Here is a 16,014-nt window from a genome sequence, read left to right as displayed (position 1 = left end):
GGCTGCTCAGGCCGACAGGCGGGCGCGACCCTTGCCACGGCGGGACGCGAGGATCGCGCGGCCGGCACGGGTGCGCATGCGCAGGCGGAAGCCGTGGGTCTTCGCACGACGGCGGTTGTTCGGCTGGAAGGTGCGCTTGCTCACTCGGGGGCTCCAGAAATGAATCGTGTGATGGCGGGACATCGCCTGGCTGTCACCGTGCGCCCACGAGGAAGCTCGCAATACGCAAGGCACCGCTTCACGATCACACTCCAACTTGGAGAAGTGCGACCCTTGCCCATCGGAGGCAGGCGGCAGCAGCCATCGACAACTCGACCTGGTCACGGTACGCGCCGTTACGCCATCCGGTCAAACCGGCAGCGCACCAGCATTAACCGTAGCCTCCCTGGGGCCCCGGGAGCACCAGCCGTGCCCGGATGAGGCGCCACGGACGGCCCCATGGCACATTTGTACACACCCTGTGGACAACGACTTGAACGACGTGCCACGGCCTGACTACCGTGGCTGAACTCCGAATCCTTCCCGCCCGTCCCGAGAACCACACCTTCGTGGGACCGGAGGGCGCCCCCGCTGACCGAGAGAGCGTGCCCTGTGGCTGACCTGCCTGCCGATCTTGCCGCAGTGTGGCCGCGCGTGCTGGAGCAGCTCCTCGGTGAGGGAAGAGTCGAGAGCAAGGACGAGCACTGGATCAAGCGCTGTCAGCCGCTGGCCCTGGTCGCGGACACGGCGCTGCTCGCCGTTCCCAACGAGTTCGCCAAGGGCGTACTGGAGGGGCGGCTGGCCCCGGTGGTCAGCGACGCCCTCAGCCGGGAGTGCGGCCGGCCCATCCGCATCGCGATCACCGTCGACAACTCCGTCGGCGAGCCGGCCGCGCAGCAGCAGCCCGTGCACGAAGAGCGTTCGCACAACGGCCAGGGCCGTGACACGTACGAGGGGTACGACGGGCGCTCGGGCTACGACGGCCGGGACGGTTACGGCCGCGGCGCCGGCGACGACCTGCCGACGGTCCGCCCGGCCTACCCCGACTACCAGCAGTCCCGCTCCGAGCCCGGCTCCTGGCCGCGCCACACGGGCCCCGGCGGTCACGGTGGCCCCTCGGGCCGTACGCAGGACCGCGGCGACTACGGCTGGCAGCAGCCTCGGCTCGGCTTCGCGGAGAACGACCGCGACCCCTATGCCTCGCCGCAGCACACCTCGTCCGGCTACGAGCAGTCGCGGGACACCGGCGGCTACCGCCCGGCCGGCGGCGACCGCTCCTACGAGCAGCAGCGCGAGCTCCCGGACGCCCACGGCCGCGGCGGCGGGCAGGGCGACCGGCCGGTGCCCGGTGGCTCGGGCGCGCCGGGCCCGGGGAAGTCCTCCGGGTCGGGCCCGGGTGAACCGACCGCCCGGCTGAACCCCAAGTACCTCTTCGACACCTTCGTCATCGGCGCGTCCAACCGGTTCGCGCACGCGGCGGCCGTGGCGGTCGCCGAGGCGCCGGCGAAGGCGTACAACCCCCTCTTCATCTACGGGGAGTCGGGACTCGGCAAGACGCACCTGCTGCACGCGATCGGGCACTACGCGCGCAGCCTCTACCCGGGGACGCGGGTGCGGTACGTGAGCTCCGAGGAGTTCACCAACGAGTTCATCAACTCCATCCGCGACGGCAAGGCGGACGCGTTCCGCAAGCGCTACCGCGACATGGACATCCTGCTGGTCGACGACATCCAGTTCCTCGCGAGCAAGGAGTCGACACAGGAGGAGTTCTTCCACACCTTCAACACCCTGCACAACGCCAACAAGCAGATCGTGCTCTCCTCCGACCGGCCGCCCAAGCAGCTGGTGACCCTGGAGGACCGGCTGCGCAACCGGTTCGAGTGGGGTCTGATCACCGACGTCCAGCCGCCCGAGCTGGAGACCCGGATCGCGATCCTCCGGAAGAAGGCGGTCCAGGAGCAGCTCAACGCGCCGCCGGAGGTGCTGGAGTTCATCGCCTCCCGGATCTCGCGCAACATCCGTGAGCTGGAGGGCGCCCTCATCCGCGTCACGGCGTTCGCCAGCCTCAACCGGCAGCCCGTCGACCTGGGCCTCACCGAGATCGTCCTCAAGGACCTGATCCCGGGTGGCGAGGACGCCTCGCCGGAGATCACCGCGCCGGCCATCATGGCCGCGACGGCCGACTACTTCGGGCACACCGTGGAGGACCTGTGCGGCGCCTCGCGCAGCCGGGTGCTGGTGACGGCGCGCCAGATCGCCATGTACCTCTGCCGTGAGCTCACGGACCTGTCCCTGCCGAAGATCGGCGCGCAGTTCGGCGGCCGCGACCACACGACCGTGATGCACGCGGACCGCAAGATCCGCGCGCTGATGGCCGAACGGCGGTCCATCTACAACCAGGTGACCGAGCTGACCAACCGCATCAAGAACGGCTGACAGGGCCGCGCCGAGCGCGCGGGGACGCCTCCCAGGGCGCTCCGGGACGGTTCCCGGGGCGCCCTTCGCCGTTCCGGTCCGCGTCGCCTCACGGCCACCTCGTTCGAATAGGGACCCCCGTCACCCCGTTCTCCACAGAATCCACCCCCGAGGCCCGTCCACATCCTGGGGACTGGGAAGTTATCCAGATGATGTCCACAGCCGGGCCTGTTGACAGCTCATCAGGCGAGGTCAGCAGGGTGTGGAAGTGTGGGGAACCGAAGTCCACAGCCTGTGGATGACGAGTCGGCCCCCAGCGGCCGCGCCGGTTGTCCACCGGCCGCCCACAGGAAGAAGGGCGTTGTGCACAGCCTTTCCCCAGGGTTGTCCACTGTTCGGCAACGAAACGCCCGGGCTCACCGCGCCGAGTGAAAGGCGTCACACCAAGCTGCCGGGTTGGGCTGTGGGGAACCTGGGTAAAGCTGGGGACGAGCCTGGGGAGAAGTGCGCCCTGCCTGTGCACCGCCTGTGCAGAACTTTTGTTTCTCCACAGCGACCCCCTGTTTTCCACCGTGGCCGCCCACAGGGGCAGTGGACAAAAAATCCGGCCTGACCAGGGCAAAGGAAGTTTTCCACGGTTTCCACAGGCCCTACTACTACGACCACTGAGATCAAGCTGGGAACTCGTTTCGAAGTGGGCCCTGTGCACAACTCGGCCCGAGGCCGCGCCACGCCGTCCGGTCCGACTTGACCCCGAGCAGCGCCGGCTGTCAGCGGCGTACGTCAGACTGGTCTCCGGCTTCGTAGCCGTCCAAGGCCGACGGAGCCCCGACGAAGACAGCCCAGCAGGGCCAGCCAGCAACAAGCAGGAGGCGGTTCCGGTGAAGATCCGGGTGGAGCGCGATGTACTCGCGGAGGCAGTGGCCTGGGCGGCCCGCAGCCTCCCGGCCCGTCCGCCGGTGCCGGTCCTCGCGGGACTGCTGCTGAAGGCCGAGGACGGCTCGCTCAGCCTCTCCGGCTTCGACTACGAGGTCTCGGCCCGCGTCTCCGTCGAGGCCGACGTGGAAGAGGACGGCACCGTCCTCGTCTCCGGCCGGCTCCTCGCCGACATCTGCCGCGCACTTCCCAACAGGCCTGTGGAGATCTCCACCGACGGCGTCCGCGCCACCGTGGTCTGCGGCTCCTCGCGATTCACACTCCACACACTGCCTGTGGAGGAGTACCCGGCGCTGCCCCAGATGCCCACCGCCACCGGCACCGTCCCGGCCGAGGTCTTCGCGTCCGCCGCCGCCCAGGTCGCCATCGCCGCCGGCCGTGACGACACCCTTCCGGTGCTCACCGGTGTGCGCATCGAGATCGAGGGGGACACCGTCACCCTGGCCTCCACCGACCGCTACCGCTTCGCCGTCCGCGAGTTCATGTGGAAGCCGGAGACCCCCGACGTCTCCGCCGTCGCCCTGGTCCCCGCCAAGACGCTGCTGGACACCGCCAAGTCCCTCAGCGGCGGTGACTCCGTCTCGCTGGCGCTCTCCGGCTCCGGCGCGGGCGAGGGCCTGATCGGCTTCGAGGGCGCCGGCCGCCGCACCACCACCCGGCTGCTGGAAGGCGACCTGCCGAAGTACCGCACGCTCTTCCCGACCGAGTTCAACTCGGTCGCCGTGATCGAGACGGCCCCCTTCGTCGAGGCCGTCAAGCGCGTGGCCCTGGTCGCCGAGCGCAACACCCCGGTCCGGCTGAGCTTCGAGCAGGGTGTGCTGATCCTGGAGGCCGGTTCCAGCGACGACGCACAGGCTGTGGAAAGGGTCGACGCCCGGCTGGAGGGCGACGACATCTCCATCGCCTTCAACCCCGGCTTCCTGCTGGAGGGCCTCTCCGCGATCGACTCCCCGGTCGCGCAGCTCTCCTTCACCACCTCTACCAAGCCGGCGCTGCTCAGCGGCAAGCCCGCGGTCGACGCGGAGGCGGACGAGGCGTACAAGTACCTGATCATGCCGGTGCGGCTGTCGGGCTGACGCTCCGGCCCGATGCCCCGGCAGGCTGGGTGCGCGAGGGTCGTCCCTCGCGAGACCGCGGCATGCCGGTGCGGCTGTCGGGCTGACGTTCCGCCGACGGGCACCGACGTCCCCCGTACGGGTCAGCGGACGGGGGACGGAGCGCCGCATGGACGGATGACGGGCGGGTACCCGCCCCACCGTTTGAGCGCTCGGTCCCGACAGGTGTGCACGGACCCCCGGGCGTAGGCTCGGATCCGGGTAAACCGCTACGACTACGGCATAGAGGATCACTGATGGAGCTCGGTCTCGTCGGTCTCGGCAAGATGGGCGGCAACATGCGCGAGCGCATCCGCCGCGCAGGCCACACCGTCATCGGATACGACCGCAATGCGGACCTCGCGGACGTCCACAGCCTCCAGGAGCTTGTGGATTCCCTGAAGGGTCCCCGGGTCGTGTGGGTCATGGTCCCCGCGGGCGCGGCGACCCAGTCCACCATCGACGAGCTCGGCGAGCTGCTGTCGCCCGGCGACGTCGTCGTGGACGGCGGCAACTCCCGCTGGACGGACGACGAGAAGCACGCCGAGGAGCTGGCCGCCAAGGGCATCGGCTTCGTCGACTGCGGTGTCTCCGGCGGTGTCTGGGGCCTGGAGAACGGCTACGCGCTGATGTACGGCGGCGACGCCGACGACGTCGCGAAGGTGCAGCCGATCTTCGACGCGCTGAAGCCCGAGGGCGAGTTCGGTTCCGTGCACGCCGGCAAGGTCGGCGCGGGCCACTTCGCCAAGATGGTCCACAACGGCATCGAGTACGCCATGATGCAGGCGTTCGCCGAGGGCTGGGAGCTGCTGGAGGCGGTCGACTCCGTCACCGACGTGCGCGAGATCTTCCGTTCCTGGCAGGAGGGCACGGTCATCCGCTCCTGGCTGCTCGACCTCGCGGTCAAGGCCCTGGACGACGACGAGCACCTCGACAAGCTGCGCGGCTACGCGTCCGACTCGGGCGAGGGCCGCTGGACGGTCGAGGCCGCCATCGACAACGCGGTTCCGCTCCCGGCGATCACCGCGTCCCTCTTCGCCCGCTTCGCGTCCCGCCAGGACGACTCGCCGCAGATGAAGATGATCGCCGCGCTGCGCAACCAGTTCGGCGGCCACGCGGTCGAGAGCAAGTAACACCCCACGCGAATCAGGAGGCTCGGCGCGCACCCATGCACGTTTCGCATCTCTCGCTCGCCGACTTCCGCTCGTACGCCCGGGTCGAGGTCCCGCTCGACCCGGGTGTCACGGCTTTCGTGGGACCCAACGGCCAGGGCAAGACCAACCTCGTCGAGGCGGTCGGCTATCTGGCGACCCTCGGCAGCCACCGGGTCTCCTCCGACGCCCCGCTGGTCCGCCTCGGCGCGGACCGGGCGTTCATCCGCGCCGCCGTCGTCCAGGGCGAGCGGCAGCAGCTGATCGAGCTGGAGCTCAACCCGGGCAAGGCCAACCGCGCCAGGATCAACCGCTCGTCCCAGGTCCGGCCCCGGGACGTGCTCGGCATCGTGCGCACGGTGCTGTTCGCCCCCGAGGACCTGGCCCTGGTCAAGGGCGACCCCGGGGAGCGCCGCCGGTTCCTCGACGAGCTGGTCACCGCCCGGTCCCCGCGGATGGCGGGCGTGCGCTCGGACTACGAGCGCGTGCTCAAGCAGCGCAACAGCCTGCTGAAGTCCGCCGTGCTGGCCCGCCGGCACGCCGGCCGGTCGATGGACGTCTCCACCCTGGAGATCTGGGACCAGCACCTGGCCCGCGCCGGTGCCGAACTGCTGGCGCACCGTCTGGACCTGATCGCCGCGCTGCTGCCGCTGGCCGACGCCGCGTACGAGCGGCTGGCGCCCGGCGGCGGCCCGGTCGCCTTCGACTACCGCGGGCCGGTCGGCGTCGGCGGCCCGGACGGCGCGCGCTCCCGCGAGGAGCTGTACGAGGTGCTGCTGACCGCGCTGGGCGAGGCGCGCAAGCAGGAGATGGAGCGGGGGGTGACGCTCGTCGGCCCGCACCGCGACGACCTCGTGCTGCGGCTGGGGCAGCTGCCCGCCAAGGGGTACGCGAGCCACGGCGAGTCCTGGTCGTACGCGCTGGCGCTGCGGCTCGCCTCGTACGAGCTGCTCAAGGCGGAGGGCAACGAGCCGGTGCTCGTCCTCGACGACGTCTTCGCCGAGCTGGACGCCCGCCGCCGGGAGCGGCTGGCGGAGCTGGTCGCCGGCGGCGAGCAGGTGCTGGTGACGGCCGCGGTGGACGACGACGTCCCGGACGTCCTGACGGGCGCGCGGTACGCGGTCTCCGAGGGGACGGTCGAGCGGGTATGACCGAGCACTCGCAGGCGCGGCAGTCCCCGGCGCGCCGGGTCCCGGAGCCGTCCGGCGTGGACCTGGCGCGGGTCGCGCTGCGCGCGGCCAAGGAGCAGGCGCGGGCGCGGGGCGCGGCCGTGCAGCAGAAGAAGCAGGCGCGCCGCGGCGGCCTGCGCTCCGGCGCGCGCGCCGACGGACGCGACCCGCTGCCGCTCGGCGCGGCCATCAACCGTCTGATCACCGAGCGCGGCTGGGAGACGCCCGCCGCGGTCGGCGGGGTGACGGGCCGCTGGCCGCAGATCGTCGGCGAGAACGTGGCGCTGCACTGCGAGCCGCAGGGTTACGACGAGGACGCCCGGGTGCTGACCGTGCGGTGTGACTCGACGACGTGGGCGACCCAGCTCCGGCTGCTGGCCCCGACGCTGGTGGCCCGGCTCAACGACGACCTGGGCCAGGGCACCGTCCGGCTGATCAAGGTGCTGGGTCCGGGTGGGCCGTCGCGCCGGTACGGAGCGCTGCGCGCGCCGGGGAGCACGGGACCGGGCGACACCTACGGGTGAGCCGCGTCCCTCCCGCACCCCGTCGGTCCCCTACGCGGAAGAGCCCTGGGGAAGACGGGGCGGAGGTGTCCTCCGGGCGTGGTAGCGGGCGGTTGACAACCCAAAGCGCTGAGTGCCGCTGTGAGCCTCTTGGAGCCCCGGGGCGCATATAGGGAGTCGGCTGATGCCGGTTCAGGGCGGCACATGCGGACTCAGGCGCCGCCAAACCCCCATTCATGTCGGCGCTACCGGTAGACTGGTGGTAATCCCGCGCGTTTCGCGGAAACAAGTCGAACGACGCAGTCGCTCCCGCCTGCCCTCCCGGTCCCCGGACCGACGACGGCGCCCCGCCGCACAGGCAGGAGAAGGTCTGTGCTGTGCCAGAAAGGGCGCTTCGTGGCCGATTCCGGCAACCCCAACGAGAACACCACCCCTTCCCCCGAGGAAGGCGCCACTCCTGTGCCGGAGGACGCCTCGTCCGGCACCCCGGGCGGAGGTGCGTCGTACGACGCCAGCGCGATCACCGTGCTGGAGGGTCTGGACGCGGTCCGCAAGCGGCCGGGCATGTACATCGGCTCCACCGGTGAGCGCGGTCTGCACCACCTGGTGCAGGAGGTCGTCGACAACTCGGTCGACGAGGCCCTGGCCGGCCACGCCGACACCATCGACGTGACGATCCTGCCGGACGGCGGCGTCCGCGTGGTCGACAACGGCCGAGGCATCCCGGTCGGCATCGTCCCCTCCGAGGGCAAGCCGGCCGTGGAGGTCGTGCTGACCGTCCTGCACGCGGGCGGCAAGTTCGGCGGCGGCGGCTACGCGGTCTCCGGCGGTCTGCACGGCGTCGGCGTCTCCGTCGTCAACGCGCTGTCGACGCGCGTCGCCGTCGAGGTCAAGACGGACGGCTTCCGCTGGACCCAGGACTACAAGCTCGGCGTCCCCACCGCCCCGCTGCAGAAGAACGAGGCGACGGACGAGACCGGCACCTCCGTCACCTTCTGGGCCGACGGCGACATCTTCGAGACCACCGACTACTCCTTCGAGACGCTCTCGCGGCGTTTCCAGGAGATGGCGTTCCTCAACAAGGGCCTGACCATCGCCCTGACCGACGAACGCCCGGACCACGTGGACGAGGAGGGCAAGCCGCTCTCCGTCCGCTACCACTACGAGGGCGGCATCTCGGACTTCGTCCGCTACCTCAACTCGCGCAAGGGCGAACTGATCCACCCCACGGTGATCGCCCTGGAGGCCGAGGACAAGGAGCGGATGCTCTCGGTCGAGATCGCGATGCAGTGGAACAGCCAGTACACCGAGGGCGTCTACAGCTTCGCCAACATCATCCACACCCATGAGGGCGGCACGCACGAGGAGGGCTTCCGGGCGGCGCTGACCTCGCTGATCAACAAGTACGCGCGCGACAAGAAGCTGCTCCGCGAGAAGGACGACAACCTCACGGGCGACGACATCCGCGAGGGTCTGACCGCGATCATCTCGGTCAAGCTGAGCGAGCCGCAGTTCGAGGGCCAGACCAAGACCAAGCTGGGCAACACGGAGGCGAAGACCTTCGTCCAGAAGGCGGTCTACGAGCACCTCACCGACTGGCTGGACCGCAACCCGATCGAGGCCGCGGACATCATCCGCAAGTCGATCCAGGCCGCCACGGCCCGCGTCGCCGCCCGCAAGGCGCGCGACCTGACCCGCCGCAAGGGCCTGCTGGAGACCGCCTCGCTGCCCGGCAAGCTGTCGGACTGCCAGTCGAACGACCCGGCCAAGTGCGAGATCTTCATCGTCGAGGGTGACTCCGCCGGCGGCTCGGCCAAGTCCGGCCGGAACCCCGAGTACCAGGCGATCCTCCCGATCCGCGGCAAGATCCTCAACGTCGAGAAGGCCCGGATCGACAAGATCCTCCAGAACCAGGAGATCCAGGCGCTGATCTCCGCGTTCGGCACCGGCGTGCACGAGGACTTCGACATCGACAAGCTCCGCTATCACAAGATCATCTTGATGGCGGACGCCGACGTCGACGGTCAGCACATCAACACCCTGCTGCTGACCTTCCTCTTCCGCTTCATGCGCCCGCTGGTCGAGGCCGGCCACGTCTACCTGTCGCGCCCCCCGCTGTACAAGATCAAGTGGGGCCGGGACGACTTCGAGTACGCGTACTCGGACCGCGAGCGCGACGCGCTGATCCAGCTCGGCCGCGAGAACGGCAAGCGCATCAGGGACGACTCGGTCCAGCGCTTCAAGGGTCTCGGCGAGATGAACGCCGAGGAGCTGCGCATCACCACGATGGACATCGACCACCGGGTGCTCGGCCAGGTCACCCTGGACGACGCGGCGCAGGCGGACGACCTGTTCTCGGTGCTCATGGGCGAGGACGTCGAGGCACGGCGCTCGTTCATCCAGCGCAACGCCAAGGACGTCCGCTTCCTCGACATCTGAGTCGGCCTGAACGAACAGCCGCGGCTCGAAAGGATTTTGAACACCAATGGCCGACGAGAACATGCCTGAAACGCCCGTGACGCCGGACGGCACCACGCCGGAGGGCCAGCCCGCCACCATCGAGGGCGTCGGGATGCGCGTCGAGCCCGTCGGGCTCGAGACGGAGATGCAGCGCTCCTACCTCGACTACGCGATGAGCGTCATCGTCTCGCGTGCGCTGCCCGACGTGCGGGACGGCCTCAAGCCGGTGCACCGGCGCGTGCTCTACGCGATGTACGACGGCGGGTACCGTCCCGAGAAGGGCTTCTACAAGTGTGCCCGCGTCGTCGGCGACGTCATGGGTACGTACCACCCGCACGGTGACGCCTCCATCTACGACGCCCTGGTGCGCCTCGCGCAGCACTGGTCGATGCGGATGCCGCTGGTCGACTCCAACGGCAACTTCGGCTCGCCGGGCAACGACCCGGCGGCGGCCATGCGGTACACCGAGTGCAAGATGGCGCCGCTGTCCATGGAGATGGTCCGGGACATCGACGAGGAGACCGTCGACTTCCAGGACAACTACGACGGCCGGAACCAGGAGCCGACGGTGCTGCCGTCGCGCTTCCCCAACCTGCTGGTGAACGGTTCCGCCGGCATCGCGGTCGGCATGGCGACCAACATCCCGCCGCACAACCTGCGCGAGGTCGCCGAGGGCGCCCAGTGGTATCTGGCCAACCCGGAGGCCACTCCCGAGGAGCTGCTCGACGCGCTCATCGACCGGATCAAGGGCCCCGACTTCCCGACCGGCGCCCTCGTGGTGGGCCGCAAGGGCATCGAGGAGGCGTACCGCACCGGCCGCGGCTCGATCACCATGCGCGCGGTGGTCGAGGTCGAGGAGATCCACAACCGCCAGTGCCTGGTGGTCACCGAGCTGCCCTACCAGGTCAACCCGGACAACCTCGCGCAGAAGATCGCCGACCTGGTGAAGGACGGCAAGATCGGCGGCATCGCCGACGTCCGCGACGAGACCTCGTCCCGGACCGGCCAGCGCCTGGTGATCGTCCTCAAGCGGGACGCGGTCGCCAAGGTCGTCCTCAACAACCTCTACAAGCACACCGACCTCCAGACCAACTTCGGCGCGAACATGCTCGCCCTGGTCGACGGTGTGCCGCGGACCCTCTCGCTGGACGCGTTCATCCGCAACTGGGTCACCCACCAGATCGAGGTCATCGTCCGGCGCACCCGCTTCCGGCTGCGCAAGGCCGAGGAGCGCGCCCACATCCTGCGCGGTCTGCTCAAGGCGCTGGACGCCATCGATGAGGTCATCGCGCTGATCCGGCGCAGCGACACCGTCGACGTCGCCCGCGAGGGCCTGATGGGCCTGCTGTCGATCGACGAGATCCAGGCCAACGCGATCCTGGAGATGCAGCTCCGCCGGCTGGCGGCCCTGGAGCGGCAGAAGATCGTCGCGGAGCACGACGAACTCCAGGCGAAGATCAACCAGTACAACGCGATCCTGGCCTCCCCGGAGCGCCAGCGCGGCATCATCAGCGAGGAACTGACGGCGATCGTCGAGAAGTTCGGCGACGACCGGCGCTCCAAGCTGGTGCCCTTCGAAGGCGACATGTCCATCGAGGACCTGATCGCCGAGGAGGACATCGTCGTCACCATCACCAACGGTGGCTACGTCAAGCGCACCAAGACCGAGGACTACCGCTCGCAGAAGCGCGGCGGCAAGGGCGTGCGGGGCACCAAGCTGAAGCAGGACGACATCGTCGACCACTTCTTCGTCTCCACCACCCACCACTGGCTGCTCTTCTTCACCAACAAGGGCCGGGTCTACCGGGCCAAGGCGTACGAGCTGCCGGACGCCGGCCGGGACGCGCGCGGCCAGCACGTGGCCAACCTGCTCGCCTTCCAGCCGGACGAGCAGATCGCCCAGATCCTCGCCATCCGCGACTACGAGGCGGCGCCCTACCTGGTGCTCGCCACCAAGTCCGGCCTGGTGAAGAAGACGTCCCTCAAGGACTACGACTCCCCGCGCTCCGGCGGCGTCATCGCCATCAACCTCCGGGCGATGGACGACGGCCGGGAGGACGAGCTGATCGGCGCCGAGCTGGTGTCGGCCGACGACGACCTGCTGCTGATCAGCAAGAAGGCGCAGTCCATCCGGTTCACCGCGACGGACGACTCGCTCCGCCCGATGGGCCGGGCGACCTCCGGCGTCAAGGGCATGAGCTTCCGCGAGGGTGACGAGCTGCTGTCGATGAACGTCGTCCGTCCGGGCACGTTCGTCTTCACCGCCACCGACGGCGGCTACGCCAAGCGCACCAACGTCGACGAGTACCGCGTCCAGGGCCGGGGCGGCCTCGGAATCAAGGCCGCGAAGATCGTCGAGGACCGGGGATCGCTGGTCGGCGCCCTGGTCGTCGAGGAGACGGACGAGATCCTCGCGATCACCCTCAGCGGTGGTGTCATCCGGACCCGGGTCAACGAAGTGCGGGAAACCGGGCGTGACACCATGGGCGTCCAACTGATCAATTTGGGCAAGCGCGACGCCGTCGTGGGCATCGCGAGGAACGCCGAGGCCGGCCGAGAGGCCGAGGAGGTCGACGAGGACACGTCGGCCGAGGCCGGGGGCGGGGGGCCCGAGGTGGCCGGAGGCACGGAGCCTGCGGTCGAGGACACCGAGGAGTAAGTCGTGAGTCGAGCCACGGGCACCGCGGCAAGCGGTGCGGACGCCAAGCGACGCGGTGCCGGTGCTTCGTCGAGCACCGCGGTCGGCAAGGAAGGTGCCCGTGGCGCCGACGCGGACGGGGCAGACTCCCCGGGTGGGAGCGACACCACCGCCGCCGACAGGGGGGACTCCATGACGGAGACCAAGGGCCCGAAGCCGTACCACCCGCCGAAGGCCTACGAGCCGCCGGCCGAGCGCACCGCGTCCAAGGCCGGCAAGGGCGCCGGGGGCGCCGCCAAGGGGGCACCAAGAGCATGAGCAAGCCCGCGGGGACCGCCACGGCCCCGTCCGCGTCCCGGCAGGTGCCCGCCCAGGCGGCGCCGGCCGCCGCGGCGCCCCGCACCCGCTCCGCACGGCTGCGGGTGGCCAAGGCCGACCCGTGGTCGGTGATGAAGGTCAGCTTCCTGCTGTCGCTCGCCCTGGCCGTCTGCACGATCGTGGCGGTCACGGTGCTGTGGCTCGTCCTGGACGCCATGGGGGTCTTCTCCGCCGTCGGCGGCACCATCAGCGACGCCACCTCCGGGGAGGGCGGCGGGTTCGACCTCCAGTCGTTCCTGTCGCTGCCGCGGGTCCTGATGTTCACCGTCGTGATCGCGGTCATCGAGGTGGTCCTGGCGACCGCCCTGGCGACCCTCATCGCCTTCGTCTACAACCTCTCGGCGTCCTTCGTGGGCGGTGTCGAGCTCACTCTCGCCGAGGACGAGTAGCCCTCGCGGAAAGCCCGCCGGGGAGGGTCAGCCGGGCGATTTTGGGACTGGGCCCCAAGTGCGCTAATCTTTCGGTGCAGCGCGGGGCTATAGCTCAGACGGTTAGAGCGCTTCCCTGATAAGGAAGAGGCCACAGGTTCAAGTCCTGTTAGCCCCACCGGCCCGATCGGCCCGGACGGAGAGAAATCTCCGGCCGGGCCGATCGGCTTTTCCGGGGCGTTCTGTTTTCCGGACAAGTGCGTACGGGTCGGCCGGGGCGGGCGGGCGGCGCCGGGAACGGTCCCACAAAGGTCCGATACAGGTCACCGATCGGTATCGGCCGGTGTGTATCATCGGCCACCAGAGTCCCCTTACGTCAAGGAAAGACGAGGTCGCGCGGTGAAGAAGCTGCTCCTGGTCGCACTGGCCGCCATCGGCGGGCTCCTCGTGTACCGCCAGATCCAGGCGGATCGCGCCGAGCAGGATCTGTGGACGGAGGCGACCGACTCCGTGCCCGCAGGTTCGGGTGTGTGAGACGACGAGTTCTACGCGGAGCCCCGGCCGGTACGACGGCCGGGGCTTCGTTGTTTCCCGGCCGCTTCGGATTCGCCATTGCGAATAAAGTGATTGCAGTTGTGAAGCGCCCGGGTGGGGTCAGGCGCTGACGAGGGCCCACACCCCCACCACGAGGCACAGCAGTGCCAGCACCAGCACGGTGACGGCCGTGGAGCGTGACGGTGGCGCCGGTCGCCGGGAGCGCGGCCGGTGGCGTACGGCGCCGCCGGGGGCCGCAGCCAAGGGGAGTACGACGGGCTGCGGGGGCGTGGGCGGCATCGGGGGCGGCGCGGGCCGCGGCGGGGCTCCCAAGGGGCCGTGTGGGGGCGCCGGCACGGGGCCTTCGGGACGCCCTTGGCCGCGGGGGCTTTCGGGGCCCTCGGGGCCGAAGCCCGGCGGCAGCGGACCGATCTGGTCGAACACCTCCACCGGCTCCTCCCCGGCGGCCGGCGGGGGCAGCAGCGGTACGGCCGCGGCCAGGGCCGTACGGGCCTCCGCGGCGCTCCGGAAGCGCAGCACAGGGTCGGGGGCCAGCAGCCGGGCCAGGACGTCCCACAGCGCCGCCGGGACCTCGTCCGGGGCTGGCGGCCGGCCCTCCGCGAGGAACCGGCCGACGAGGGCGTCGGCGTCCGGTTTCCGTCCGGTCAGCAGATACAGCGCGACCAGTCCGACGGCGAACAGATCGGCGGGGAAGTCCGGCTCCTCGCCCGCCATTTGCTCGGGCGCGAAGTAACCCGGCGTCCCCATCACATAGTTGGTCTCGGTGAGCCGCGGTTCGCCCTTCCGCATCGCACAGCCGAAATCGGAGAGGCGTAAATGCGGGGGCCCGGTCCCGGTCGCCTCCAAAAGCAGATTCGCGGGTTTGATGTCCCGGTGCACCACGCCTTCCGCGTGCACCGCGGTGAGTGCGTCCAGCAACTGGTCCAGCAGCGCGCAGCAGAATCGCGCGGGCAACGGCCCGTAGTCGCCGATGAGATGGGCGACCGAGCCACCGTGCACCACGTCCATGGTGAACAGCACCCGGTCGTCGTCGGCGCCCCAGCTGATCGGGGCCAGCACATGGGGATGGTCGATGCGCAGCGCCTGCTCCCGGACGAAGCGCAGCAGCAGGGTGTGGGCGTGGCTCTGCTTGAGCACCTTCGCCGCCGCGTACCGCCACCGTACCCGGTCCCAGACCCGCCAGACCTCCCCACCCCACCGCGCCCGATGGGGTCCACCAGCTCGTACCGCCCGGCGAGGACCTCCCCCATCGCGGCGGGTCAGCTCTGGTGGGCCTCGTAGTGGGCGACCGCCTCGGCGGTCCGGCCGGCGCCGTAGACGCGCAGGAACTCGGCCAGTTCGGGGTGGGTCGGGGCGAGCGTGCCGGCCGCGTCGATGATGTCGCCGGCGGCGGCCACCGAGCGCAGCAGCGACTGGATCTCGCGCACCACCCGCTTGACGGTCGGCGCGCCGCTGCTGGCCGTGGTCTGCGTGGAGTTGAGGACCGAGCCCCCGGAGCTCCGCTTGACCTCCTCCATCCGCTCCGCGGCCTCGGCGGCGCTCACACTGCCGTCGGCCACCTGGTGGGAGAGCTCCTGGAGGGCCTGGACGCGCTGTACCACCGCCGGGTTGCCGATCTTCGCCCGCTGACCGCTCATCAACTGCGAGAGCATGGGCGCCGAAAGACCCAGCACGGAGGCCAGACGCGCCTGGTTGAGACCGAGATCGTCGATCAGCCGACGGAAGAGCGCCCCCAGCGGCTCCCCGTACCAGCTCCGCTGCAGCTCTCGTGCGCGGGCGGTGGCTTCCTGCTGTGCTGCGTCCATCTCGCTCTCCCCTTCGCTTCGCTGCCGCGAATCTTGCGGTGCATCCTACGGAGAGTGGCGGGACGCGGCGATACCTGGTCGGCCCAGCCGTCGGCACCGGGTACCCTGGTGCTCCGAGGGGCCTTAGCTCAGTTGGTAGAGCGCTGTCTTTGCATGGCAGATGTCAGGGGTTCGACTCCCCTAGGCTCCACAAGATCAGGCCCCTCTGACCTGCGGAAACGCGGTTAGAGGGGTCTTTTTGTCCCGATTTTTTCCGCTCCGCCGTGTCGACACAACCGGTGGTGTACAGCGCTGGGGGAGCCGGGGCGTGGGCTCCTCGTATCCGCCGCCAGGGGCCAAGGCGCCGGCTGTCTCGCTGCTTCCTGCCTCTGGGCAGGGGGCCGTCGTCATCGCGGCGGCCGTCGAGCATGGGCCGTACGGCCGGCGACGAGCGGTTCAAGGGCCTGCCTCGGAGCAGGCACAGGGCCGGACGCGCGGGGTTTTCGGCGAGATGCTCGCCGGGAGGAACGCTGAACCGCTGCAAGCCGACGGATGAGGGTTTCGGCCCCCGGGACAGAGAGGGC

Annotated in this window: 11 protein-coding genes, 2 tRNA genes and 2 pseudogenes; 12 read left to right on the top strand and 3 right to left on the bottom strand. The window is 70.1% G+C overall.

All coding sequences use genetic code 11. The features are described from left to right. Positions 1-6 precede the first annotated feature (6 nt). Positions 7-144 (bottom strand): 50S ribosomal protein L34, encoded by a 138-nt coding sequence (rpmH, locus tag ACQEVS_RS17170; protein ID WP_003949374.1) that lies wholly within the window; start codon positions 142-144, stop codon positions 7-9. Positions 145-591: 447 nt separating this feature from the next. On the opposite strand from rpmH, the gene dnaA reads away from it, so the two are divergent. The 11 genes and pseudogenes from dnaA (at position 592) to ACQEVS_RS17115 (ending at position 13,625) form a co-directional block, all read left to right on the top strand. Next, positions 592-2,415 carry a chromosomal replication initiator protein DnaA gene (gene dnaA, locus ACQEVS_RS17165; RefSeq protein ID WP_433021350.1) on the top strand — a complete coding sequence of 608 codons (1,824 nt, stop codon included), beginning with the start codon at positions 592-594 and terminating at the stop codon, positions 2,413-2,415. Positions 2,416-3,275: 860 nt separating this feature from the next. After that, the gene (gene dnaN / locus ACQEVS_RS17160; protein WP_004939840.1) at positions 3,276-4,406 is read left to right on the top strand and encodes a DNA polymerase III subunit beta; all 1,131 of its coding nucleotides are present in this window, start codon (positions 3,276-3,278) and stop codon (positions 4,404-4,406) included. Positions 4,407-4,681: 275 nt separating this feature from the next. Then, the gene (gene gnd, locus ACQEVS_RS17155) at positions 4,682-5,557 is read left to right on the top strand and encodes a phosphogluconate dehydrogenase (NAD(+)-dependent, decarboxylating) (RefSeq protein WP_433021347.1); all 876 of its coding nucleotides are present in this window, start codon (positions 4,682-4,684) and stop codon (positions 5,555-5,557) included. A 35-nt stretch (positions 5,558-5,592) separates the two neighbouring features. Continuing rightward, entirely contained in the window at positions 5,593-6,726 is a 1,134-nt protein-coding gene (recF, locus tag ACQEVS_RS17150; RefSeq protein WP_433021345.1) for a DNA replication/repair protein RecF, read from the top strand. Next, positions 6,723-7,268: a DUF721 domain-containing protein gene (locus tag ACQEVS_RS17145; protein ID WP_433021343.1), complete on the top strand. Its 546-nt coding sequence runs from the start codon at positions 6,723-6,725 to the stop codon at positions 7,266-7,268. Before recF ends, ACQEVS_RS17145 begins: the two co-directional genes overlap by 4 nt. Positions 7,269-7,619: 351 nt before the next feature. Continuing rightward, complete coding sequence (gene gyrB / locus ACQEVS_RS17140) at positions 7,620-9,686, top strand: DNA topoisomerase (ATP-hydrolyzing) subunit B (RefSeq protein ID WP_433021341.1); 2,067 nt, start codon at positions 7,620-7,622, stop codon at positions 9,684-9,686. A gap of 46 nt (positions 9,687-9,732) precedes the next feature. Then, on the top strand, positions 9,733-12,366 hold the full coding sequence (gene gyrA, locus ACQEVS_RS17135) for a DNA gyrase subunit A (RefSeq protein ID WP_433021339.1): 2,634 nt from the start codon (positions 9,733-9,735) through the stop codon (positions 12,364-12,366). 171 nt (positions 12,367-12,537) lie between these two features. Further along, on the top strand, positions 12,538-12,663 hold the full coding sequence (locus ACQEVS_RS17130; RefSeq protein ID WP_433021337.1) for a hypothetical protein: 126 nt from the start codon (positions 12,538-12,540) through the stop codon (positions 12,661-12,663). Between the two features lie 71 nt (positions 12,664-12,734). Next, positions 12,735-13,112: pseudogene (locus ACQEVS_RS17125) on the top strand (DUF3566 domain-containing protein); the annotation flags it as partial. 83 nt (positions 13,113-13,195) lie between these two features. Next, positions 13,196-13,269 (top strand) — tRNA-Ile (locus ACQEVS_RS17120). Between the two features lie 221 nt (positions 13,270-13,490). Beyond that, the gene (locus ACQEVS_RS17115; RefSeq protein ID WP_003958712.1) at positions 13,491-13,625 is read left to right on the top strand and encodes a DLW-39 family protein; all 135 of its coding nucleotides are present in this window, start codon (positions 13,491-13,493) and stop codon (positions 13,623-13,625) included. Between the two features lie 120 nt (positions 13,626-13,745). Here the strand turns inward: ACQEVS_RS17115 and ACQEVS_RS17110 are convergent. Further along, positions 13,746-14,896: pseudogene (locus ACQEVS_RS17110) on the bottom strand (serine/threonine-protein kinase). 9 nt (positions 14,897-14,905) lie between these two features. After that, on the bottom strand, positions 14,906-15,451 hold the full coding sequence (locus ACQEVS_RS17105) for a helix-turn-helix domain-containing protein (RefSeq protein WP_171164647.1): 546 nt from the start codon (positions 15,449-15,451) through the stop codon (positions 14,906-14,908). Positions 15,452-15,568: 117 nt separating this feature from the next. Here ACQEVS_RS17105 and ACQEVS_RS17100 point away from each other — a divergent pair. Beyond that, a tRNA-Ala gene (locus tag ACQEVS_RS17100) sits at positions 15,569-15,641 on the top strand. Positions 15,642-16,014 lie beyond the last annotated feature (373 nt).

The organism is Streptomyces sp. CA-181903 (assembly GCF_050937075.1).
GTDB lineage: Bacteria > Actinomycetota > Actinomycetes > Streptomycetales > Streptomycetaceae > Streptomyces.
The sequence above is the reverse complement of the archived record's forward strand: the minus strand, read 5'-3'. Positions and strand labels throughout refer to the sequence as shown.

Coding starts and splice junctions, on each gene's coding strand:
- gnd (WP_433021347.1), top strand. CDS start 4,682: ATGGAGCTCGGTCTCGTCGGTCTCGGCAAGATGGGCGGCAACATGCGC.
- recF (WP_433021345.1), top strand. CDS start 5,593: ATGCACGTTTCGCATCTCTCGCTCGCCGACTTCCGCTCGTACGCCCGG.
- ACQEVS_RS17145 (WP_433021343.1), top strand. CDS start 6,723: ATGACCGAGCACTCGCAGGCGCGGCAGTCCCCGGCGCGCCGGGTCCCG.
- gyrA (WP_433021339.1), top strand. CDS start 9,733: ATGGCCGACGAGAACATGCCTGAAACGCCCGTGACGCCGGACGGCACC.
- ACQEVS_RS17130 (WP_433021337.1), top strand. CDS start 12,538: ATGACGGAGACCAAGGGCCCGAAGCCGTACCACCCGCCGAAGGCCTAC.
- ACQEVS_RS17105 (WP_171164647.1), bottom strand. CDS start 15,451: ATGGACGCAGCACAGCAGGAAGCCACCGCCCGCGCACGAGAGCTGCAG.